This window comes from Parvimonas sp. KA00067 (assembly GCF_001553085.1).
In the GTDB taxonomy this organism is placed as follows: domain Bacteria; phylum Bacillota; class Clostridia; order Tissierellales; family Peptoniphilaceae; genus Parvimonas; species Parvimonas parva.
In genome coordinates, this window is sequence record NZ_KQ960152.1 from 160,118 (window position 1) to 183,971 (window position 23,854).

The 23,854-nt window shown below is 30.8% G+C and carries 20 protein-coding genes; 18 read left to right on the forward strand and 2 right to left on the reverse strand.

Annotation, left to right across the window (positions count from 1 at the left end; all coding sequences use genetic code 11):
* The 6 genes from HMPREF3181_RS07090 to HMPREF3181_RS07760 all read left to right on the forward strand — a co-directional run bounded on the left by HMPREF3181_RS07090 (position 1) and on the right by HMPREF3181_RS07760 (position 5,930).
* Complete coding sequence (locus HMPREF3181_RS07090; protein ID WP_068475052.1) at positions 1-1,827, forward strand: polysaccharide biosynthesis protein; 1,827 nt, start codon at positions 1-3, stop codon at positions 1,825-1,827.
* Between the two features lie 201 nt (positions 1,828-2,028).
* Positions 2,029-3,564: a ribonuclease Y gene (rny, locus tag HMPREF3181_RS07095; RefSeq protein WP_068475054.1), complete on the forward strand. Its 1,536-nt coding sequence runs from the start codon at positions 2,029-2,031 to the stop codon at positions 3,562-3,564.
* Between the two features lie 125 nt (positions 3,565-3,689).
* The gene (locus tag HMPREF3181_RS07100; protein ID WP_068475057.1) at positions 3,690-4,181 is read left to right on the forward strand and encodes a methyltransferase family protein; all 492 of its coding nucleotides are present in this window, start codon (positions 3,690-3,692) and stop codon (positions 4,179-4,181) included.
* 8 nt (positions 4,182-4,189) lie between these two features.
* Positions 4,190-4,798 (forward strand): class I SAM-dependent DNA methyltransferase, encoded by a 609-nt coding sequence (locus HMPREF3181_RS07105; protein ID WP_068475060.1) that lies wholly within the window; start codon positions 4,190-4,192, stop codon positions 4,796-4,798.
* 260 nt (positions 4,799-5,058) lie between these two features.
* The gene (locus HMPREF3181_RS07110; RefSeq protein WP_068475063.1) at positions 5,059-5,775 is read left to right on the forward strand and encodes a hypothetical protein; all 717 of its coding nucleotides are present in this window, start codon (positions 5,059-5,061) and stop codon (positions 5,773-5,775) included.
* On the forward strand, positions 5,775-5,930 hold the full coding sequence (locus HMPREF3181_RS07760; RefSeq protein ID WP_156436005.1) for a hypothetical protein: 156 nt from the start codon (positions 5,775-5,777) through the stop codon (positions 5,928-5,930). The genes HMPREF3181_RS07110 and HMPREF3181_RS07760 overlap by 1 nt, the downstream gene beginning before the upstream one ends.
* 110 nt (positions 5,931-6,040) lie before the next feature.
* Here the strand turns inward: HMPREF3181_RS07760 and HMPREF3181_RS07115 are convergent, their stop codons facing one another.
* A complete protein-coding gene (locus tag HMPREF3181_RS07115; protein ID WP_068475066.1) occupies positions 6,041-7,759 on the reverse strand; it encodes a hypothetical protein in 1,719 nt (572 codons plus the stop codon).
* Between the two features lie 453 nt (positions 7,760-8,212).
* Between HMPREF3181_RS07115 and HMPREF3181_RS07120 the strand changes: the two genes are divergently transcribed.
* The 10 genes from HMPREF3181_RS07120 to HMPREF3181_RS07765 all read left to right on the forward strand — a co-directional run bounded on the left by HMPREF3181_RS07120 (position 8,213) and on the right by HMPREF3181_RS07765 (position 16,028).
* On the forward strand, positions 8,213-9,484 hold the full coding sequence (locus HMPREF3181_RS07120) for a DUF1576 domain-containing protein (protein ID WP_068475069.1): 1,272 nt from the start codon (positions 8,213-8,215) through the stop codon (positions 9,482-9,484).
* A 5-nt stretch (positions 9,485-9,489) separates the two neighbouring features.
* Positions 9,490-9,849, forward strand: a complete 360-nt coding sequence (locus HMPREF3181_RS07125) for a hypothetical protein (protein WP_068475072.1) — start codon at positions 9,490-9,492, stop codon at positions 9,847-9,849.
* A 104-nt stretch (positions 9,850-9,953) separates the two neighbouring features.
* Positions 9,954-10,694 carry a Fe-S cluster assembly ATPase SufC gene (gene sufC / locus HMPREF3181_RS07130; RefSeq protein WP_068475075.1) on the forward strand — a complete coding sequence of 247 codons (741 nt, stop codon included), beginning with the start codon at positions 9,954-9,956 and terminating at the stop codon, positions 10,692-10,694.
* Positions 10,695-10,696: 2 nt separating this feature from the next.
* Positions 10,697-12,112 (forward strand): Fe-S cluster assembly protein SufB, encoded by a 1,416-nt coding sequence (gene sufB, locus HMPREF3181_RS07135; protein WP_068475078.1) that lies wholly within the window; start codon positions 10,697-10,699, stop codon positions 12,110-12,112.
* A gap of 11 nt (positions 12,113-12,123) precedes the next feature.
* Positions 12,124-13,155: a SufB/SufD family protein gene (locus HMPREF3181_RS07140; protein ID WP_068475080.1), complete on the forward strand. Its 1,032-nt coding sequence runs from the start codon at positions 12,124-12,126 to the stop codon at positions 13,153-13,155.
* A gap of 1 nt (position 13,156) precedes the next feature.
* Positions 13,157-14,389 carry a SufS family cysteine desulfurase gene (locus tag HMPREF3181_RS07145; RefSeq protein WP_068475084.1) on the forward strand — a complete coding sequence of 411 codons (1,233 nt, stop codon included), beginning with the start codon at positions 13,157-13,159 and terminating at the stop codon, positions 14,387-14,389.
* Positions 14,379-14,804 carry a Fe-S cluster assembly sulfur transfer protein SufU gene (gene sufU, locus HMPREF3181_RS07150; protein WP_068475087.1) on the forward strand — a complete coding sequence of 142 codons (426 nt, stop codon included), beginning with the start codon at positions 14,379-14,381 and terminating at the stop codon, positions 14,802-14,804. The genes HMPREF3181_RS07145 and sufU overlap by 11 nt, the downstream gene beginning before the upstream one ends.
* Before the next feature lie 51 nt (positions 14,805-14,855).
* Positions 14,856-15,176, forward strand: a complete 321-nt coding sequence (locus HMPREF3181_RS07155; RefSeq protein ID WP_156436006.1) for a DUF1294 domain-containing protein — start codon at positions 14,856-14,858, stop codon at positions 15,174-15,176.
* Between the two features lie 8 nt (positions 15,177-15,184).
* Positions 15,185-15,712: a GNAT family N-acetyltransferase gene (locus tag HMPREF3181_RS07160; RefSeq protein ID WP_068475090.1), complete on the forward strand. Its 528-nt coding sequence runs from the start codon at positions 15,185-15,187 to the stop codon at positions 15,710-15,712.
* A 139-nt stretch (positions 15,713-15,851) separates the two neighbouring features.
* Entirely contained in the window at positions 15,852-16,028 is a 177-nt protein-coding gene (locus HMPREF3181_RS07765) for a hypothetical protein (protein WP_156436007.1), read from the forward strand.
* A 53-nt stretch (positions 16,029-16,081) separates the two neighbouring features.
* Here the strand turns inward: HMPREF3181_RS07765 and HMPREF3181_RS07770 are convergent, their stop codons facing one another.
* Positions 16,082-16,231 (reverse strand): hypothetical protein, encoded by a 150-nt coding sequence (locus HMPREF3181_RS07770; protein WP_156436008.1) that lies wholly within the window; start codon positions 16,229-16,231, stop codon positions 16,082-16,084.
* A 257-nt stretch (positions 16,232-16,488) separates the two neighbouring features.
* Between HMPREF3181_RS07770 and HMPREF3181_RS07165 the strand changes: the two genes are divergently transcribed.
* Together HMPREF3181_RS07165 and rpoC are read left to right on the forward strand one after the other, a co-directional pair.
* Positions 16,489-20,244, forward strand: a complete 3,756-nt coding sequence (locus HMPREF3181_RS07165) for a DNA-directed RNA polymerase subunit beta (protein ID WP_068475093.1) — start codon at positions 16,489-16,491, stop codon at positions 20,242-20,244.
* 23 nt (positions 20,245-20,267) lie between these two features.
* A partial coding sequence (rpoC, locus tag HMPREF3181_RS07170) for a DNA-directed RNA polymerase subunit beta' (protein WP_068475096.1) occupies positions 20,268-23,854 on the forward strand: 3,587 nt, incomplete at its 3' end.

A 23,854-nucleotide genomic window follows, 5' to 3' on the forward strand; every position in this document is an offset into this window, starting at 1 on the left:
ATGGCTAGAAAAATTTTTTTGATGATATTGGATATAATTGTAATTAATCTTTGTTACTATCTAGGTTTTCTATTAAAATTTGATTGGAAAATTCCTACTAGTTACTGGAATATGTATGTTAGGTGGATAGTTCCTATAATTTTAATAAAAATTATTATATTTGTATTGTTTGGACTTTATAGAACGATGTGGAGATATGCTGATTTTAAAGAGTTATTTAAAATTTTTATGGCCATAACCGTTGCAAATGTAGTTACAGGAATGTTTTTAATCTCAATGAATGTTGGATTTCCAAGAAGCGTTATAGCTCTTGTATTTGTAATAGATATGTTTTTTGTTACAGGAACCAGATACCTTTCACAAGCTAGAAAAAATTTAGTTTTTTCTATTCCGGTTGATAAGGTTAAAAGGGTTTTGATAATCGGAGCAGGAGATGCTGGAGTTTTAATGTTAAGTGAACTTAGAAAACATAAAGAGCTTGGATATAAAGTAGTTGCATTTATTGACGATGATAAAAATAAAATAGGAACTGAACTTTTGGGAATTCCTGTTATCGGAGGAAAAGAAAAAATTATCTCAGCTATAAGTGAATATAGGGTTGATGAGGTTATTTTAGCTATGCCTTCAGCTAGTAGAGAAGTTCAAAAGGATATTTCAGATATTTGTTCAAAACTTTCTATGAAGGTAAAAATAATTCCCGGAATGTATGAATTGATTGACGATAATAAGTTAAATGTAAGAGATTTAAGAGATGTTGAAATCGGGGATTTGCTTGGACGTGATGAAATTAAATTGGACCAAGAGATACTTAATGATTTCTTAGGAGATAAGACAATTTTAGTAACCGGTGGAGGAGGCTCTATTGGTTCTGAACTTTGTAGGCAAATAGCAAAATTCAATCCGAAAAGATTGATAATTTTGGATATTTATGAAAATAATGCCTACGAAATTCAAATGGAATTGTTAAGACATTATAAAGATTTGGACTTGGTTGTAGAAATTGAATCTATAAGAGATGCAGTTAGAATGGATATTATATTTGAAAAATATAAACCTAATGTAGTTTTCCATGCAGCTGCACATAAACATGTTCCACTTATGGAAAACAGTTCAACTTCTGCAATAAAGAATAATATTTTCGGAACTCTAAATGTTTTAAATGCCTGTGATAGACATGGCGTTGAAAAATTTGTTTTGATTTCAACAGATAAGGCTGTAAATCCAACGTCTGTAATGGGAACGACAAAGAGAGTTTGTGAAATGTTAGTTCAAACTTTTAATGAAAAATCAAAGACTGAATTTGTTGCAGTTAGATTTGGAAATGTTCTTGGCTCTAACGGTTCGGTTATTCCTCTTTTCATAAATCAAATAAAAGAGGGTGGACCTGTTACGGTTACTCATGAGGATATAATAAGATACTTTATGACTATTCCTGAGGCTTGTCAACTTGTATTACAAGCCGGAGCAATAGCAAAAGGTGGAGAAATCTTTATACTTGATATGGGTGAACCGGTTAAGATAATTGATTTGGCTAAGAATCTTATCAGGCTTTCAGGCTTTGAGCCTTATAAGGACATTGATATAAAGATTACCGGACTTAGACCGGGAGAAAAACTTTATGAAGAACTTCTATTAAATTTGGAAAATTCAGTAGCAACTGAGTATGAAAAAATATTTATAGAAAAACCGATAGTTCATGATGTAGAAGCACTAAAAGACGGTCTTGAAAGACTTGATAAAGTTAAAAACACTTTGGATAAAAAAGATATTACAGATATATTAAAAGATATGGTTCCAACATTTAAACCGGATTTGATAAATAAATAATATTTTGTTATAAAAACTTCGTTTAAAATTATTTTTTACGAAGTTTTTGTTTTAAGTGGATATTTATTTGTTAAATATTTTAAATTGACAAAAAGTAAAAAAAGTTGTAAAATAGTAATTGTGAGAAATCACGTTTAATTTTAAGGAATAATAATTTGATAATTGTAACTTGAAAATTTAATATGAGGAGGTGTGAAACTAATGCCAAAGGAATTTTTAATGATGCCTATTTTCTTGATTGTTGGTGCTGTTGTTGGCTATGTTTTTAGAAGAATGACTTCTGAAAAACTTATAAGCGGTGCCGAAAATCATGCAAAAAAAATTGTTGAAGATGCGGTTAAGGAGGCTGAAACTAAAAAGAAAGAAAAATTAGTTGAGGCTAAGGAAGAGGCGCATAGAATTAAACAAGAAAGCGATAAGGAAAATAGAGAAAGAAGAAATGAAATTCAAAAGTTAGAACGTCGTTTGATTACTAAAGAAGAAAATTTAGATAAGAAAAATGAAAATTTGGATAAGAAAAATGAACGTTTAAATAAAGAATTGAAAGCTTTAGAAGTTAAAGAAACTGAAATTGAAAAATTAGTTGAAAAACAAAAAGAAGAACTTGAAAGGGTTGCGAATATATCATCAGCAGAGGCTAAGGAAATTATACTTGAAGAAGTTAGACAAGCAAGTATAAAGGACGCTGCAAATATTATAAGAGAGATTGAACAAAATGCAAAAGATAATGCAGAAAGAAATGCCAGATATATTATTGGAACTGCTATTCAAAGATATGCAGCAGACCATGTTGCAGAATCTACGGTTAGTGTTGTAACTTTACCTAATGATGAAATGAAGGGTAGAATTATTGGTAGAGAGGGAAGAAATATAAGAACATTTGAAAGTTTGACAGGAGTAGATTTGATTATCGACGATACTCCGGAAGCTGTTGTTTTATCTTCTTTTGACCCTGTTAGAAGAGAGATTGCAAGACTTGCACTTGAAAAATTAATTAATGACGGAAGAATCCACCCAACTAGAATTGAGGAAATGATTGAAAAATCAAAACAAGAAGTTGAAAATAGTATTAGAATCGCAGGTGAAGATGCTTGTGATCAAACTAATATTCATGGATTACACCCTGAACTTATAAAACTTTTAGGAAGATTAAAATACAGAACTTCTTATGGACAAAATGTTTTAAAACATTCAATAGAAGTTGCTCATATGGCTGGAATGTTAGCTGCTGATATAGGAGCTGATGTTAAGATTGCTAAAAGAGGTGGTCTATTACATGATATAGGTAAGGCTATAGATCACGAAATGGAAGGAAATCACGTAGAATTAGGTGTTCAGATGGCTAAGAAATACAAAGAAAAACGTGAAGTTATCCATTGTATTGAAGCACATCATAATGATGTTGAACCTTCAACTGTTGAAGCACTTTTGGTGCAAGCAGGAGATGCTATCTCAGCTGCAAAACCTGGTGCTAGACGTGAATCAGTTGAAAATTATATTAAACGTTTAGAAAATCTTGAGGCTATTGCAAATTCATTCGAAGGAATTGAAAAATCTTTTGCAATTCAAGCTGGACGTGAAATAAGAGTATTGGTTAAACCGGAAATTCTTGATGAAGATAAGATGTTATTAACTTCAAAAGAAATAATTAAGAAAATACAAGAAGAACTTGAGTATCCCGGAACAATTAAAGTTAATTTAATTAGGGAAACAAGAGTTGTTGACTATGCAAAATAGTTTTTAAATTTGAAAATAAGAATGTTTATAGAAATATGAACATTCTTTTTTTGTGTAATTTTTTTGTTGATATTATTTATCCTTTGTGTTATATTTATTATAGTTACTATTATAAGGAGTAAATTATGAAAAGAGAAAAATTATCGATTTTAGGAATTGGACCTATTTATGTGGGTATTATAATAATCTTAACAAATATTTTGGTATTTTTACAAAATAAAGGATATTTCAAAAGTGGAATTGTTCCGTTTTTAAAAATTCCTTTTATGATTATAGGTATTGTATGTATGCTTGTTGGGATTGTACTTTGGGTCAGCGCTGTTTTTCAGTCAAAAATTTCAAGAAATGTAAAAGAGATGAAGTTAGTTACAACTGGAGTTTTTGCTTTTGTTAGAAATCCAATTTACTCTGCATTTATGTTTTGTTGTTGGGGAGCTAGTTTTATTTCAAATAATTTATATTTTTTGTTTACAATTCCGCTTTATTGGGGACTTTTAACTGTTTTGGTTAAGAAAACGGAAGAGGTATGGCTTAAAGAAATTTTTGGAGATGAATATATTGCTTATTGTAAAAGAGTCAACAGATGTATTCCTTGGCTTTCTAGACATACAAAATAGGAGGTTATATGAGTAATAATTATTTTGATGAAGTGGCTAAGGTTTGGAATACTAAAGAAAGAGAAAATCGTACCTTTACTATTTATGAAAAAATGTTTAAGTATTTAGGGGAAAATCTTAAAGAAAAAACGGCTCTTGAAATAGGCTCAGGCGATGGACTTTTGGCAACTTTGTTTTCTAAAGACTTAAAAGAGGTAGATTGCATGGATATGTCTTTAAAGATGAGAGAGGAATCTTTAAAGAGAATCAATGAAATGAAAATAGAAAATATAAGTATAAATGATGAAAAATTTTTAGAAAATTCAGATAAAAAATATGATTTTATTTATAGTTTAACTGCTTTTCATCATATTGTTGATGTTGATGCAGAGCTTAAATTGTTAAAAGAACATTTAAAAGATGATGGAAAAATCATTATAATGGATTTAGATACAGTTTCTCCAGATTTTCATAAAGATTTTCCAAACTTTGACGGACATGATGGTTTTTCAAGAGCGGAAATGGAAAATTATTTCAAAAATGCAGGATTTACTCCAACTAATTATGAAATATTGTGGAATGGAAGAAATGGGGAGATTGATTTTAGAATTTTCCTAATGGAAGGGAAAATTATATAAGAATTTTAAAATAGTGAATTTAATAAATTAGATATTTTAACGCAGTGGAAAAGTTTAAATATTTGACAAATTTAATTTTATATGATAAAATACAATAAAGTGTTATTTTGAATAAAATTAATTGATATATTTATTATGTAGGATGATTTTTATGAAGTGTAATAATCCTAAGAGGTATAAGAACAGAGATAAATAAATTTATTAGTTATTGTTTTAAGTTTTTTATAATTATATTTCGAATAAAGTTAGGAGATGAAGTCATGAAAAAATTCTTAAGATATATTTTAATTATTTTAATAGCTTTTTGTTTAAATTTTAGTAATAAAACAATTTTTGCTAGTGAAAATAATGAATATTCTCTTCAAGTTGAGAGAGGAGAGTATAGTGATGAGATTTTAGATTATATAAGAAATAATTGGGAAAATTTTTTTGGAAGAGATGAGTTAAAAAAATTTTTAGGTTCTGATATTATTGTTGGGGAACCTTATGGAATATATAGCGTTGATGAAGATAAGTTTATAGCTACTAAATTTCCTATTTATGTAAAAGGTAATTGTGTACAAGTGCTTGATGTTTTTGAGAATCCTAAAACAGGGAAATTGACATGGGCTGCGAGTACAGATAAAGATTTCATGAAAGTAATAGATGATTTAAATAAAAAAACTGGGAAATATAGATTTGAGACAAAGTATAGTTCTACTGGTGGTGCTGATACTCTTGATATTGTAAAAATTGAAGAACAAGGTTTTAGAAGTTTTAAAGATGCCATATATTCTGATATAAGTAAGCCTTTGTTAAAAATAAAGGTTAGAAATATTAACGAGAAGCCCGCTTTAAGATCTTCAAATTATCCTGTAGAAAAGATTTTGCCCATGGATCTAAAAAAATCTCAAGATAATAAACCTTGGTGTGTAGCTTATGTGGTGCTAGGATTTTATCTTATGAATTTTCTAAAGATATTAGGGCTAGAGATATAATGGATGAAATATGTAATTATAGAATGATTTATGCTGGAGGTAGAAATTTTAATAACCCCAAAGGTTTTCGTGCTATGGTTGTGTATGGGTATGAGAAAGATAAGTACTATTGGAATCCTTGGGGAGAATCAGGATTAAAAAGTTCTATGGATTAAAATATTATGAAAACAAGAAATGGTAAAATGTATGATTGGATAGATTCAATTAGAAATTTTAATTGGAATTAAATTAAAAGGTTATGCCCGCGCATAACCTTTTAAAATACTTATTTTTTTACGCCTGTAACATTAAATGTTCCGTCTTCGTTTTTATAGCCTGAAATTTTAAATTTGTCATTTTCTTTTGCGAAGATTAAATCGTTTGAAACTGAAACTCCGGCGATATATATTAAATTATCTTCTTTGGTTGTAAAGTAGAAGAATGTGTTTCCTTCAATGTTTACGGCTTTTATTTCCTTAATTGTTCTTTCGACTGCAGAATTGTTATCTACACTCGGGTCGATTAAGTCTGCGTTTAATTTGTTGTAGTTTTTAACTACTTCGTTTATATCGCTACCGACTGCAACGCTTTGATATTTTTGTGCATCTATAAGTGCAAAAAGTTTTGTAAGTTCTGCACCGTCTTTTAAGCTCATAAAATATGTCGGTCTGTTATTTAAGTTTATTAGAATAGGGAATGTTGAAGAATATCCTTTTTCTTGAACGCTACCCTTTGCACTTTCCATAACTGAAAATTCTTCTGCTGATGAAACAGGATAGAATTTTGTTTCCTTCGTTCTCATATTTACAAGTACAAAACCTATATTTGATTTGTCGGAAAGAACGGAAGTTATACCTGTATAGAAATAAATATCTTCTCCGATAGAAAGATAATTATATCCTTTAGTCGGCTTTGTAACACCTGTTTGCTTTATATATTTATTTATAAAACCATTTTTGTAAACACCGTTATAAGTTAATTGTTCTTCAATCATTTCTGCAGGATAAACTCTATCCACCCAAGCAGGAACATCTTTTTTATCATATTCCTTAATTTCTCCGGAATTTGCATCTACGATTAAAACCTTGTTAACATCCATACCTCCTACTAAATTAATTGTAGGTTTAAGAACGGATGCAACCCAGAAAGGATTGCCTTCATCATCTATTTCAAAATTTATTTCTCCGATTATATAAGTCGGTCTTTTAAGACGAATATGTCTTTTTATATTTCTATTAAATTTATCTGAAAAACTGTAAAAAATAGGCTTTTCAAGTTTTACAAGTTTTGTATCTTGACTTGCCATATCAACAGAAACATAGTGTCCAAGACCCTTTGATTGGTTTACAAACCATTTAACAATTCCCGAATAAGTAAGAGGAGTTACCCTAAAAGGCTTGCCCTTAATATTTATTTGTGGATATGTCGGGTCAATGTCGTATTGTGAAACTAAATCTCCACCGATTTCTCCAAGTTTTCTTGAGCCCAATCTTTCGGCAGTTGATTTGTCAACAACCGGAATTTGATTAAAGTTTATAGGCTTTACGTCGTCTTTAAAAATTCCTTCTTGTTTGTTTATTAGAGCAGAATATTTTTTTGCATTAAAAACCGGAGAAGATATTAAAAATGCAAAACCATAAAATCCTACTGATATTCCCAAAACATATAGTAAAATTTTTCTAAGACTTTTACTAAATTTATCATTTATATTTTTTATATCTTCCAACATACTTGAAAAAATAACAAAGCTAATTGCAATAATTCCAAGAAAAAAGTAAAAAGAAATATGTCTAAAATTTATTATTGGTAATGCTATATAAAAATATATAGAAGAAACCAAAATCATAAAAATCAAACTCGGTAAAAAAACAGAGCCGTTTGTTTTAACTTTTTTTCTTTGATGAGATTGGAAAAAATTTTCTTTATTTTCAGGTTCGTTTTCTTTATCTACTTTTTCAAATTCTTCTTTGATAGAAGAAAAAAATTTATTTATAAAAAAATTCATAAAATTACCTCCTTATTTATTTTATCATATTTTCATTTTGATAAATTTAAATAGGTAAATATGATGAAATAAATATTCTTTTACACAAGAATCGTAAATTCATATTTATTTTATCATAAATTAATAAAAAAATATATACCATATCTTTTTAAGAGTATAATTTTTTTCTTGAAAAATATTATTAAAAGTTGTATAATTTTATTGGCGACGTAAACGTCTTTAAATATAAATAAATCTTTAAATTATCTTGCTAAACTATATTTAATTGATTATTGTTTTATGAAAATAATTGTTCTTTATTGACTATTTTTAATAATAAATATCGACAAGAAGTAAAATAAATTTTGTGATGTAACTAAAATTTATAATCTTTTTTATATTTAAGTGCTTTATCTGTTCACATTTCTTTTTTTATATGTTACAATATATGTGAGAAAATTTTGGAGGAAAGTATTGAGTAGAGAAAAGATATATGTAAAGAACCATTATAGATATGATGCGATATTTATATTTTCTATTTTAGCAATGTTAATTGGATTGTTTTTTGATAGTCCTAAAGAAATTTTAGATGGTTACATTAAAATTTTACAATCACCGAGTCATTTGCTTACAGACTATATGTCAGTAGGGGGGATTGGTGCGACATTTTTGAATGCCGGAATGCTTATGTTGTTGGCATCTTTTGTGTTGTGGAGAAGAAAGCAATTACTAACAGGGCCAATCATAGCTGCTCTTTTTACACTTTTCGGATTTTCTCTTTTTGGGAAAAATTTATTTAACACAATTCCTATAACTTTTGGTGTTTATCTTTATGGTAAAATCGAGGGATTGAAATTTAATACTTTGACTATGAACAGTTTGTTTGGTACTGCTCTAGGGCCTGTTGTAAGTTATATTTGTTTTGGTATTGGATTGCCTTTTGTCAAAGGTTTTTTAATTTCGTATGCCGTTGGTATTTTGATTGGAATGGCTATTCCTGCTCTTTCGGCGTCGTTTTTACGTTTTCATCAAGGTTATAGTTTATATAATATCGGTTTTACTTGTGGTGTTATAGGACTTTTTATTCAAGGTATTTTTAAATCTTTTTATTTGGAAGTAAAAAATGTAAATATAGTTAGTAAAGGAAATCTACAAATAGCGATTATAATGTACATATTTTTCTTTATAGTTTTTGCTCTAGGTTTTTATTTAAACGGTTTTAGTTTTAAAAACTTGGGAAATCTTTTAAAGAATAGTGGTAGGGCTCCATCTGATTTTGGGAATATTTATGGTAGGGGTGTCAGTATGATTAATATGGCAACTCTTGGAATTATATATACTACCTATGTTTTACTTATGAATCAGCCTTTAAACGGTCCAATTCTTGGTGGAATTTTTACTGTTTTCGGGTTTGGAATTTTCGGTAAACATATCAAAAACGTATTGCCAATTCTAGTTGGAACATTAATTGCCTACTTTTTGAATATTTATGATCCACATAGTGTTTCTGCAACTGTTACGATTTTGTTTGCTACAAACTTAGCTCCTGTTGCAGGGGAATATGGAATATTTGCCGGAATGGTTGCCGGTTTTTGCCACGTTTCCATTGTTTCAAGTGTAGGACTTCTTCATGGAGGTTTGAATCTTTATAATAATGGTTTCTCCGGTGGATTTGTTGCCGCAACTTTAGTTCCGATTTTTGAGGCAATTAGAAATTCTAGATTTTTTGATGAAAAGGGAGAGTAATTGTTTTGAATACTATAAAATACGAAGAAAATTGTGCTAAATTAATTGTTAGTGGACTTGTTCATTACTATTTTAGTAAAAGAGTTCAAGATTTAAGAATAGATTTTAAGATAAAAAAAGATTCTTTAGTTGTTATTGCTGAAGGAAATGTTAAGATAAAGCCTGAGGACTTGGAAGAGTTAAACAGAATTTCAAATTCTGTAAGACTTCCGGAGTTTGAAAATTATTACGATACTTTAGTTGGGGTTGGTAGCACCGGTTGTGATAGTTCCAATATAGATACTTTGGGTTCTATGGTTGATGAGGCTATTGTTTCTTATTCTGAAAACGGACTATTGACGATTTTATTAGTTAGAAATTTTTAAACCTTTAATATTTGAAGGTTGTACATATTCAGTTTATTTGTCTTGCCCTTTGGGTATTAACAAATAAGCTGAGCTTAAATACTTATTATAAGGGGTAGATATATATGAAAATATTAGAGGTTAAAAATCTTCATGTTAATGTTGGAGATAAAGAAATTTTAAAAGGTATCGATTTGGATATTTTTGAGGGAAAAGTTCATGTTATTATGGGACCTAACGGTGCCGGTAAATCAACACTTACTAACTCAATTATGGCACATCCGAAGTATGAAGTTACAAGTGGAGATATAATCTTTAAAGGAGAAAATATAAACGAATTAAGAGCTGACGAAAGAGCAAAACTTGGTATGTTTATGTCTTTCCAAAATCCTGAAGAAGTTCCCGGAGTTACTGTTTCTAATTTCATTAGAGCATCAAGAATGTCAATAACAGGAGAAAAAGAAAGTGTTGTTGAATTTCAAAGAGAACTTGAAGAAAAGATGGAAAGCTTAACTATGGATACAGCTTATTCTCAAAGATATTTGAATGTCGGTTTTTCCGGTGGAGAAAAGAAAAAGGCAGAAATTTTACAAATGGTTATGTTAAATCCTTCATTTGTAATGTTAGATGAAACTGATTCAGGTCTTGATATTGATGCTGTTAGAATTGTTTCTGAAAATGTTGAAAGATTTAAAAACGAAAATAAATCTATTTTGATTATAACTCACCATAGAGCGATTTTATCAAGAATTAAACCGGATTATGTTCACGTTCTATACAATGGAAAAATAGTTAAAACATCTGACGCATCTTTGATTGATAAAATTCAAAATGAAGGTTATGCTTGGATTGAACAAGAGGTGTAGTTATGACATCAGAAAGAAAAAAAACACAAGTAGAGGAAATGGACAGAGGTGTCTATGATATAAAAAACGAGGTAAGATATTATTCAAAAACTGAAAAAGGCTTGACTCGTGATATTGTTATGCAAATTTCTAAGGAGAAAAATGAACCTGAATGGATGCTGGAATTTAGACTTAAAGCATTAGAAGTTTTTGAAAATTCTAAAAATCCAAATTGGGGACCTGATTTATCTCCTGTTGATATAAATGAAATTACAACTTACATTCGTCCTGATGCAAAGATGAGTGAAGATTGGAATGAGTTACCTGAAGATATTAAGGGGACTTTTGATGCACTTGGTATTCCTGAGGCTGAATACAAAAGAGAACTTTCAGGTGTTGGAGCTCAATATGATAGTGAAGTTGTTTACCACAGCTTAACTGAGAAAATGAAAAATCAAGGAGTTATCTATACAGATTTTGAAACAGCTGTAAGAGAATATCCTGACATAATAAAAGAATATTTTATGACTTGTATAAAACCTGAGGACCATAGATATGCTGCATTACACTATGCAGTTTGGAGTGGTGGCTCTTTCGTTTACGTTCCTAAGGGAGTGAATGTTAGTATCCCATTACAATCATATTTTAGACTTAATGCTCCTGGAGCCGGACAATTTGAACATACTTTAATTATTATTGAAGAAGGTGCATATTGCCATTTCATTGAAGGCTGTTCTGCACCGAAATACAATGTATTAAATGTTCACGCCGGTGCTGTTGAGCTTTTTGTAAAGAAAAATGCAACTTTAAGATATTCTACAATAGAAAACTGGTCAAGAAATATGTATAACTTAAATACAAAGAGAGCCATTGTTGATGAAAACGGAACTATTGAATGGGTTTCAGGTTCATTTGGCTCAAAGGTAAGCTTGTTATACCCTATGAGCGTGTTAAGAGGAGAAGGCGCAAAGAGTGAATTTACAGGAATAACTTTTGCTGGTAAAGACCAATATCTTGATACCGGAGCAAAAGTAATTCATGCAGCTCCAAGAACAAGCTCATCAATCAATTCAAAGTCTATCTCTAAAGGCGGAGGAGTTGCGATTTACAGAGGACTTGTAAGTGTTAAACCAAATTGTCCGGGATGTAAATCAACTGTAACTTGTGAATCTTTAATGTTAGACCAAGAATCTCAGTCAGATACAATTCCGGTTATAGATATTCAAACTTCAGATATTGACTTAGGACATGAGGCGAAGATTGGTAGAATTGATGATGATGTAATCTTCTACCTAATGAGTCGTGGTATTCCTGAAGAAGAGGCAAAAGCTATGATTGTTAGAGGCTTTGCTGAACCTATTGCAAAGGAATTACCTTTGGAATATGCAGTTGAAATGAATGCTTTGATTAATCTTGAACTTGAAGGAACTATTGGTTAGGGGGTGTCTGTATGAGAGGAAATTTTATACCAAGTAATACTTGGAACAAGGCGAGAGTTAATAATACAGAGGTAACACTACCTAATTTAGAGCCAAAGGCTTATTCATTAATGAATTGTGAAAAGAAAAATCTTGATTTTTCTTATGAAGAATTTTCATTTTCTAAAGAATTAACTGAAACTTTAAAAGTTTTTAAAAATTTAGAAATGGATTTTGTTTCAACTAAAGATAATGCTCTAAATAAAGTTGTTGAGTTGGAATTAAATAAAGAAAATAATCAATTAGTTGATATTATAAAGATAAAGGCTTGTGAAAATTCAACTTTAAATTTAAACTTGGACTATTTTACAAAAGAAAATTTTGAAGGCTTTAGACATTCAATCATTGAAGTTGAGGCGGGAAAAAATAGTAATGTAAAAATTTGTATCTCTCAAAGATTTTCTTTAGATGTTTTGAGTATTCAAAGTGTTTACTACAAAGTTAAAGAGGGAGCAAATGTTGAATTCGTTCAAGTAGATTTAGGCGGTAGAGGAAACTATGTTTCTTATATAGGCGACCTTGTTGAAAAAGATTCAAATGTTAATGTCAGTTCAATATATTTTGGTAAGAAAGAACAAAAATTAGATTTTAATTATATTACAAATCAAAGAGGAAATTCTACAAAATACGCTTTAGTTGTTAAAGGAGCTTTAACTGATAAGGCAGAAAAAATTTGTAGAGCGACTATCGACTTCAAACGTGGCTCATCAAAGTCAAAAGGATCAGAACAAGAGTATGTAACATTACTTTCTGATGATATAAGAAATGTTGCAGTTCCAATCCTACTTTGTACTGAAGATGATGTTGAAGGACTTCATGCAGCAAGTGCAGGAAAAATTGATGAAGATATATTATTCTACATTATGAGTCGTGGATTTAGTGAGTCAGATGCTAAGAGATTAATCTTAGAATCACAATTTGCCGAAGTTATCGACTTAATAGATAATGAAGAAGTAAGAAAGAGAGTTTATACAACTTTAGCAGAAAAACTTGCGGAGGTATAATATGACTAAAACTGTTCTTGAAATTAGAAAAGATTTTCCATATTTAAACGAAGAAAAAGTTGGTAAAAAAGTTATTTATCTTGACAATGCAGCCACAAGCCAAAAGCCACAAGCTGTTATTGATACCATAACAAATTATTACTCATATCAAAATGGAAGTCCTCACAGAGGTAGTCATTACCTTAGTATGTCTGCGACTGAAATTTATGAGGGAACTAGAAAGAAAGTTAAAAATTTTCTTAATGCAAAGAGAACTACTGAAATAATTTTTACTAAAAATGCAAGTGAGGCACTTAATTTAGTCGCTTATGCTTATGGACTTAAAAATTTACAAAAAGATGATGAAATAATGCTTAGCATTATGGAGCATCATAGTAATTTATGTACTTGGCAATTTTTAACTGAAAAAACAGGTGCTAAACTTAACTATATTTATCTTGATGAAGATTTTCAACTTGATATGAAATCTTTTGAAGAAAAAATTTCAAAAAAAGTAAAATTAGTTTGTATAACTTGTGCATCAAATGTAGTTGCTACAATGCCTGATGTTAAAAAAATCGTTGAAATTGCTCATAAAAACGGAGCAAAAGTATTGCTTGACGCATCACAAATTGTTGCACATAAAAAGCTTGATGTTCAAGAATTGGACGCAGATTTTCTAGTTTTTTCCGGACATAAAATGCTTAGTGCAATGGGTGTAGGCGTACTTTATGGAAAATTTGAAGTTTTAAAAGAAATGAATCCATTCCTTTTTGGTGGAGATATGATAGAATATGTTTATGAAGATTATTCAACTTATCTTTTACCTGCCGGTCGTTTTGAGGCGGGAACACAAAATGTTGGGGCAGTTGCATCACTTGGAACAGCTATCGACTATTTAGAAGAAATTGGATTTGAAAATATAGAAAAGATAGAAAAAGAACTTATGGATTTTGCTTTTGAAGAAATGAAAAAGTTAGATTTTGTAAAGACTTATACTACAACAAAAGAGAATAGATGTCCTGTAATAGCTTTTAATGTAAAAGATGCACATCCTCATGATGTTTCTTCAATACTTGACAGTTTTGGAATTGCAATAAGAAGCGGACATCATTGTGCAGAGCCTTTGCATAGATATTTGAATGAAAATGCAACTTGCAGAGTAAGTTTTTCTTTCTATAACACTAGAGAAGAAGTAGAATATTTCATTGAAAAACTAAAAGAAGTAAGGAGAATATTACATCTTGGACATTAGAGAAATTTATACGGAAATAATAACAGAAGAAAGTAGAAATACTAAAAATAAGAGATACTTACAACACCCAACTCACGAAGAAAAAGGACATAATCCTAGTTGTGGAGATGAAATTACATTACAACTTGACATTGAGGACGGAATCATAAAAGATGCCTCTTATGTTGGAGTTGGCTGTGCTATTTCTCAAGCATCAACATCACTTATGATTGACTTAGTAAAAGGAAAGAGTTTAGACGAGGCAAAAGAGCTTTGTGAAACATTCTTGGCTATGATTACAGAAGGCCTTGAGGGAGATGAGCTTAGAAAGCTAAAAGATGCAATAGCTCTTCAAAATATTTCTACAATGCCTGCAAGAGTAAAATGTGCAGTTCTTGCTTGGCATACATTAAAAAATATAATAGAGGCTAACTAAATAAGGTCGTAGCTCTTTTGAGTTACGACTTTTTTGGATTGTGGAGGGTATATGAGAATTTTTTTCATATTATATTTACTTTTGGGTAGTTTGTTAAACAACTATAAATTGTTGATTTTTATAATTTTTATAATAAATTTAATATCTTTTACAATATTTTATATTGATAAAAGAAAAGCTATAAAAGGCAAGAATAGAATTTCAGAAAATAGCTTATTATTATCAGCTTTTTTGTTCGGCTCTATCGGTGCTTTTCTATCCATGCAAATATTTAGACACAAAACTCAAAAATTAAAATTTAAAATTTTAGTTCCGTTGTTTTTTGCTTTGCAAGTGGTATGTATATATTATTTATATAAATATATGATTTAGGTGATGCTATGAGGAATATTAGATTTTATACAGAAAGATTGAATATAGCAGATATGCAGTTTTCCGATTGTGATTACGCAGCGAAAGAATGGGGAAATGAAATATCCGGAAAATATATGTGTGATCCATTTTACAAAAATGGAGAAGAACTTAGAGATATATTGAAAGATGAGTTGGAAAATTCGAAAAAATGGACTGACGATTTCTATTTTTCAGTTTTTAAAAAAGAAAATGATGAAATAATAGGAACTGCTTGTGCTTTTGAAGTTGAAAAGAGTAAGAAAATATGGGGCATAGGATATTCGATAAAGCTAACTGAATGGAATAGAGGTTATGGAACAGAACTTGTTAATGGTTTGTGTGAATTCTTAAAATTATATAATGCAGAAATTATAAACACATTAGTTGCAAAAGAAAATATTTCATCTCTGAAGATTTGTTTTAAGAATGGATTTGAGATTTTTAAAGAAACTGAATTTATTAAATCAGGAACGGATATAAAATATTCAGCATATGAACTTAGGAAAAAATTATAATAATATTTTTTTAAAACACAGTAATCAGTATTGACAAATTTCATTTACAAGTATAGAATTAAGGTGTAAGAGTAGAGAGATAATTTATTTGATTTTATATTAGTATAATGACATTGATGTAATATAAGGAGGTCTTTATATGTCTAATTCAGAAATAACAATTTTGGCATTAATATCTATACAATGTTGTGCAATTGTATTTTCTATTTATAGTGCGGAGAAAACAATTAAGAAAAATAATGAAGAAATGTTCTCAAAAATAGATGAATTAAATAATACAATAAAAGAACTGGAGTCAAAGTTCGAAAATAAATAAAAAAATTAAAGGAAGTGATAAAAATTACTTCCTTTTTTGATTCTGAAATTAAATTAAAATTTATCTTTAAATAAATCGTATAAATTAAAGGCTATTGCTATTGCCATACAAGTAATTGTAATAGTGGAAAGGTTGTTGAAATCAAATATAATTAAAAATACTAATAAAGTGGTTACTAAATAATTCATCCATTTTTTTCTCATAACTGCCTCCTTTAGATTAATATTAAATAGTAATTTATTGAACTATATTATACCATAATATAGTATTTAATTAAAGTATTCATAATATGAAATTAAAATGATCAGGTTCAAAGGTCAATTTCTGCCTAAAAAATGAAAAAATTTCAAAAAAAGGCTTTACATTTTACAGAAAATCTGGTAAAATTTAAAGATAATAATGTAATAGTGGGATAATATGTATTTTTATCTTTTTTAATTTTTCAAAGGGGTGAAGTTTTATGACACATACTGAAAAGTATGGAATCACAGAAAGGGTTAGTTACTCAAAGATTCAAAATGTTTTGGATCTTCCAAACTTAATTGCTATTCAAACTGAGAGTTATGATTGGTTTATTAAGCAAGGTATTAGAGATGTTTTTGACGATGTTAGTCCAATCAGAGATTATTCTGAGGCTATGAAGTTGGAATTTTTAAATTATCGTTTAGAAAACGCTCCAAAATATTCGGAACAAGAATGTAAGGATAGGGATATGAACTATTCTACACTTCTAAAGGTTGATGTTCGTTTGACAAATAATAATACCGGAGAAGTTAAGGAACAAGAAGTTTTTATGGGTGAAATTCCTTTAATGACTGACAATGGAACTTTTATCATCAATGGTGCTGAAAGAGTTATTGTAAGTCAGCTTGTTAGAAGTCCGGGCGTTTATTATGGTGAAGAAATTGATAAGTCTGGTAATAAACTATTTTCTTCAACAGTTATTCCTAATAGAGGTGCTTGGTTAGAATATGATACTGATACTAATGGTGTTGTTAGTGTTCGTATCGACAGAACTAGAAAATTACCTATAACAACTATGATTAGAGCGTTGTTATATGAAACAAATGAAGAAATGATTGAAAACTTCGGAGATATTAAAGAACTTCATACTACTTTGGAAAAAGATATATCAAAGAGTTATCAAGAGGCTATTCTTGAAATTTATAGAAAGTTAAAACCGGGAGACCCGGCAACTGTTGAAAGTGGAGAAAGTTTATTACATAATTTACTTTTTGACCCAAGAAGATATGACCTTGCAAAAGTTGGTAGATATAAATTCAATAAGAAATTAGCTTTAAGAAATAGATTAGTTGGAACTATTTTAGCTGAAGATATTTTTAAGACAGATAAATTTGGCGAAATGGAAAAAATTGCAAGTGTTGGAGAATATATTTCAGAAGAACTTGCTGAAAAAATTGAAAATGCAGGATATAAGAGAGTTCACGTTAAGGTTGAGGATAAGGAAATTATCGTAACCGGTAACCACTTTGTTGATATTAGTGCGTTTGAATTAGGTTTTGATATCAAATGTAACGGACTTTCAGAAAAAATTTACTATCCTGTTATGATGGAAATTTTAGAGTCTGCATCAGAATATGAAGGCGAAGAATATGAAACACAAGTTAAGAGAGCTGTTAGAAATAGAGTTAAAGAACTTTCTCCAACTCATATAACTCGTGATGATATTGAGGCTACTGTAAGTTATGAATTTAACTTATTCTATGGTCTTGGAATTTGTGATGATATTGACCATTTAGGAAATAGAAGAGTTAGAGCTGTTGGAGAGCTTTTACAAAATCAATTTAGAATTGGTTTGTCAAGAATGGAAAGAGTTGTTAGAGAAAGAATGTCAACTCAAGACCCTGACTTAGCAACTCCGCAAGGTTTAATCAATATTAGACCTCTTGTTGCGTCTTTAAAAGAGTTCTTCGGTTCTTCACAGTTATCACAATTTATGGACCAAAACAATCCACTTGCAGAACTTACTCATAAGAGAAGATTATCAGCATTAGGACCTGGTGGTCTTAGCAGAGATAGAGCGGGATACGAAGTTAGAGACGTTCATGAAAGCCACTACGGAAGAATCTGTCCGATAGAAACTCCTGAAGGTCCAAATATCGGTCTTATTACTTCTCTTACAACTTATGCAAGAGTTGATGAATATGGATTTATAGAAACTCCATATCGTGTTGTAAATGACGGAATTGCTACAAAGGATATTGTTTATTTAACTGCAGATGAAGAAGATGAAGTTATTATCGCTCAAGCTAATGAGCCACTTGATGAAAATGGTCGTTTTGTAAACGAAAGAGTTAGTGGTCGTGGTATTAATGGCGAAAATGATATTTATCCAAGAGATATGATTCAACTTATGGACGTTTCTCCACAACAAATTGTATCTGTAGGTACTGCGATGATTCCTTTCCTTGAAAACGACGATGCGACTCGTGCGTTGATGGGTTCTAACATGCAAAGACAAGCAGTGCCACTACTTGTTACTGAGGCTCCTGTTGTAGGAACTGGTATTGAGTATAAAGCTGCAAGAGATAGTGGTGTTGTTATTATTGCTAAAAATTCAGGAATTGTTACTAAAGTTGATAGTGATGAAATTCATATAAAAAGAGATTTAGATAATGTTGTTGATAAGTATAGATTACTTAAATTCAAACGTTCAAACCAAGGTACAACAATTAACCAAAGACCTATTGTAAATGAAAATGACAGAATTAAAGCTGGAGATATCATTGCTGATGGGCCTTCAACTGAAAATGGAGAAATTGCACTTGGTAAAAATATTTTAATGGCATTCATGAACTGGGAAGGTTATAACTACGAAGATGCGATGCTGTTAAATGAACAACTTGTTATAGATGATATTTTAACTTCATTGCATATTGAAGAACATGAATGTGAGGCTCGTGAAATTAAATTAGGCTCTGAAGAAATCACAAGAGATGTTATAAATATCGGTGAAGATATGAGAAAGAACTTAGACGAAAATGGTATCATCAGAATTGGTGCTGAAGTTAATTCAGGAGATATTTTAGTTGGTAAAGTATCACCTAAGGGAGAAACTGAGTTAAGTGCTGAAGAAAGACTTTTAAGAGCAATCTTTGGAGAAAAGGCTCGTGAAGTTAGAGATACTTCTTTAAGAGTTCCTCACGGAGAAACTGGTATAGTTGTAGATGTTAAATGTTATAGCAGAAAAAATGGAGATGAATTACCACCTGGAGTAAATGAAGTAGTTAGAGTTTATGTAGCTACAAAGAGAAAGATTAATGTAGGGGATAAAATGTGTGGTAGGCATGGTAATAAAGGGGTTATTTCAAGAATTATGCCTCAAGAAGATATGCCATTCTTACCTGACGGAACTCCATTACAAATAGTTCTTAATCCACTAGGGGTACCTTCTCGTATGAACATTGGACAGGTGCTTGAAGTTCATTTAGGACTTGCAGCTAAAAGACTTGGTTGGAAAGTTGCTACACCGGTATTTGACGGAGCAAGTGATTTTGATGTACTTGATGCGTTAAGACTTGCAGGTTGTCCTGAATCCGGAAAGATAAGACTTAGAGATGGTAGAACTGGAGATGAGTTTGACAATCCTGTAACTGTTGGTTATATGTATATGTTAAAACTTCACCACTTGGTTGATGAAAAAATTCACGCAAGGTCTATCGGACCATACTCATTAGTTACTCAACAACCGCTTGGTGGTAAAGCACAATTTGGTGGACAAAGATTCGGAGAAATGGAAGTTTGGGCGCTAGAGGCGTACGGAGCAAGCCATACTCTACAAGAAATGCTTACTGTTAAGAGTGATGATATTGTAGGTAGAGTTAAGACTTATGAATCAATCGTTAAGGGTGTAAATATTCCTGAACCAGGTATTCCTGAATCATTTAAAGTTCTTATGAAAGAATTACAATCATTATGTTTAGATGTTAAACTTATTGATGAAGAGGGCGAAGAAATTAAACTTAGAGAAAATTCTGATGAAATAAAAGCTCAACTTGTTTTAAATGAAGAATATGAAAATGAAGAAGAGGAAGAAGAATTCGACTTTGATTCATTCTATGAAAAATCAAGTGGAAATGAAGAAGAATTTGACGGTTTTGACCTTAGCTTTTTAGAAGATAAAGATGAAAAAGGAAAGAACAGTCCAAAAGAAGAAAAAGAAGAAATATTTATAGAAGAAGATATTGAGCAATAACATAGAGGAAGGGAGTGAACTCCTTGTTGGAATTAAATAATTTTGATGCAATGAAGATTGGCTTGGCTTCACCTGATAAAATTAGAAGTTGGTCAAGAGGAGAAGTTAAAAAACCTGAAACCATAAATTATAGAACATTAAAACCGGAAAGAGATGGACTTTTCTGCGAAAAGATTTTTGGACCGGTTAAAGACTGGGAATGTAATTGTGGTAAATACAAGAGAATAAAATACAAGGGAAATGTATGTGAAAAATGTGGAGTTGAAATCACAAAATCTAAAGTTAGACGTGAAAGAATGGGTCATATAGAACTTGTTGCTCCGGTTTCTCATATATGGTATTTCAAAGGAATACCTTCAAGAATGGGACTTATATTAGATATGAGTCCTAGAGCACTTGAAAAAATATTATATTTTGCAAATTATGTTGTACTTGATGCAAAAGACACTGACCTTTATGTTAAACAATTATTAACTGAAGGTGAATATGGTGAGGCTTGTGAAAAATTCGGTTCTGAAAATTTCAGAGTTGGAATGGGTGCTGAGGCTGTTAAAGAACTTTTGGAAAATATTAATTTAGATGAGCTTTCAGAAGAACTTAAAAAAGGTCTTGTAGATGCAACAGGTCAAAAGAAAATCAGACTTTCAAGAAGACTTGAAGTTTGTGAGGCATTTAGAAAATCAGGAAACAGACCTGAATGGATGATTATTGATGTTGTTCCTGTAATTCCACCTGATTTAAGACCTATGGTACAACTTGAAGGTGGAAGATTTGCAACTTCAGACTTAAATGATTTATACAGACGTGTTATAAATAGAAATAACAGACTTAAAAAACTTATCGAACTTCATGCTCCGGAAATCATTATGAGAAATGAAAAGAGAATGTTACAAGAGGCTGTGGATACATTAATTGATAATGGAAGACATGGAAAAGCTGTAACAGGAGCAGGAAATAGAGAACTTAAATCTCTATCAGATATGTTAAAAGGCAAAACAGGAAGATTCAGACAAAACTTACTTGGTAAACGTGTTGACTACTCAGGACGTTCTGTAATCGTAGTAGGGCCTGATTTGAAATTCCACCAATGTGGACTTCCAAAGAAAATGGCACTTGAATTATTCAAACCTTTCATTATGAAACAATTAGTTGAAGATGGAGTTGTTCATAATATTAAGAGTGCAAAGAAATATGTTGAAAGATTAAATTCAAATGTTTGGGATATCTTAGATAAAGTTATCAAAGACCACCCTGTACTTTTAAACAGAGCACCGACTCTTCACAGACTTGGTATTCAAGCGTTTGAACCTGTTTTAGTTGAAGGAAAAGCTATAAAATTGCATCCTTTAGTTTGTACTGCATATAATGCCGACTTTGATGGCGACCAAATGGCTGTCCATTTACCTCTATCAACAGAGGCACAAGCAGAGGCAAGACTTTTGATGCTTTCAACAAATAATATTTTGGCTCCAAAAGACGGTAAGCCAATTACAACTCCTGCCCAAGATATCGTACTTGGTTCATACTATTTAACAAGTGGAACTGTTGAAGAACAAGCTGTTCGTTCATTTATGGATTATGATGAAATGTTTAAGGCTTATTCTACAAAGAATGTTAAAATTCACGATACAGTTAATGTTTTATATAGAGATGAAGAAACAGGAGAAAGTCAAATTGTAAAATCAACAGTTGGTAGATTTATCTTCAACGAACATATTCCACAAGACTTAGGTTTTGTTGATAGAAGTAAAGATAAATTCTCACTAGAAGTTGATAAACTTGTCGATAAAAAAATGCTTGGTAAAATTGTAGATAAATGTTTTAGAAAACATGGAAATATCAAGACTGCCGAAGTATTAGACTATATAAAATCAACTGGATATAAATACTCAACTATTGGGGCTATTTCAATCTCAATGAATGACGTAATTGTTCCGGAAGAAAAATGGGGAATTCTTAAAGAGGCAGAAGAAAAAATTGCAACTTATGAAGAATTATTTAAAGATGGTTTAGTTTCTGAACAAGAAAGATATGAATATGTAATCAGCGTTTGGACAAAAGCGACTGAAGATATTACAAAAATACTTGTTTCAAGACAAGACCCTACAAACAGTATCTCAATCATGGCGGACTCCGGAGCCAGAGGTAATATTAACCAAATTAGACAGTTAGCCGGTATGCGTGGACTTATGAGTTCTGCAACTGGTAGAATCGTAGAAATTCCTATCAAGGCAAACTTTAGAGAAGGTCTTTCTGTTCAAGAGTTCTTTATTTCAACTCACGGTTCAAGAAAAGGACTTTCAGATACAGCGCTTAGAACTGCCGACTCCGGTTACTTAACAAGAAGACTTGTAGATGTTTCACAAGATGTAATTGTTAGAGAAGATGATTGTTGTACTGATGAATATGTATTAGCTAAAGATTTCAAAGACGGAAATGCTGTTGTTGAAAAACTTGCAGATAGAATTGTAGGGAGATATTCATTCGAAGATGTATTAAATCCAACTACTGGAGAAATATTAATTCGTAAAAATGAAATGATTACTGAAGTTCTTGCAGAAAAAGTTGAAAAACTTGGAATTACTGAATTAAAAGTTCGTTCTGTTTTAGGTTGTAAAGCAAAACATGGTGTTTGTGCAAAATGTTATGGACGTAACCTTGCAACAGGAAATCCGGTTGATATTGGGGAGGCTGTTGGTATTATTGCTGCTCAATCAATTGGGGAACCTGGTACTCAGCTTACAATGAGAACATTCCACTCTGGTGGTATCGCTGGCGTTGGAATCACTCAAGGTCTTCCTCGTGTGGAAGAGCTTTTTGAGGCAAGAAAGCCAAAAGGACTTGCATATATAACTGAAATAGACGGAACTGTAAAATTAGTTGACAATAAGAAGAGATATGATATAGTTGTAACAGCTGAAGATGGTGATGAAAGAATTTACGCTATCCCTTATGGAGCTAGAATTAAAGTTAAAGATGGAATGGAAATTAAAGCAGGTGATATGCTTACTGAAGGTTCTATAAATCCACATGATATTTTAGCTATCAAAGGACCAACTGGCGTTCAAGAATATATCACTAAAGAAGTTCAAAAAGTTTACCGTAGCCAAGGGGTAGATATCGATGATAGACATATTGAGATTATTATTAAACAAATGCTATCAAAGGTTAGAATTGATACTTCAGGAGATACTAACTTCTTAGAAGGAAGTTTAGTTCCATTTAGAGAAGTTGAGGCTGTAAACAAAGAAATGTTAAATGAAGACAAGATGGGTGCTACATTTGATAATGTACTTCTTGGTATTACAAAAGCATCTCTTGCTACTGAAAGTTTCTTATCAGCTGCATCATTCCAAGAAACAACTAGAGTTTTAACTGATGCCTCTATCAAAGGAAAAGCAGATGGTTTATTAGGATTAAAAGAAAATGTAATCTTAGGTAAACTTATCCCTGCTGGAACAGGTATGAAAGTTTATAAATCAATCGAAATTGATTATGAAACAATGGAAGAAGAAGATAGACTTATGGAAGAGGCACTTCTTGAAGAAAATAAAACTGAAGAAGTAGAAGATTCTAATGAAACTGAAGAAACAGTAAAAGAAACTGAAGA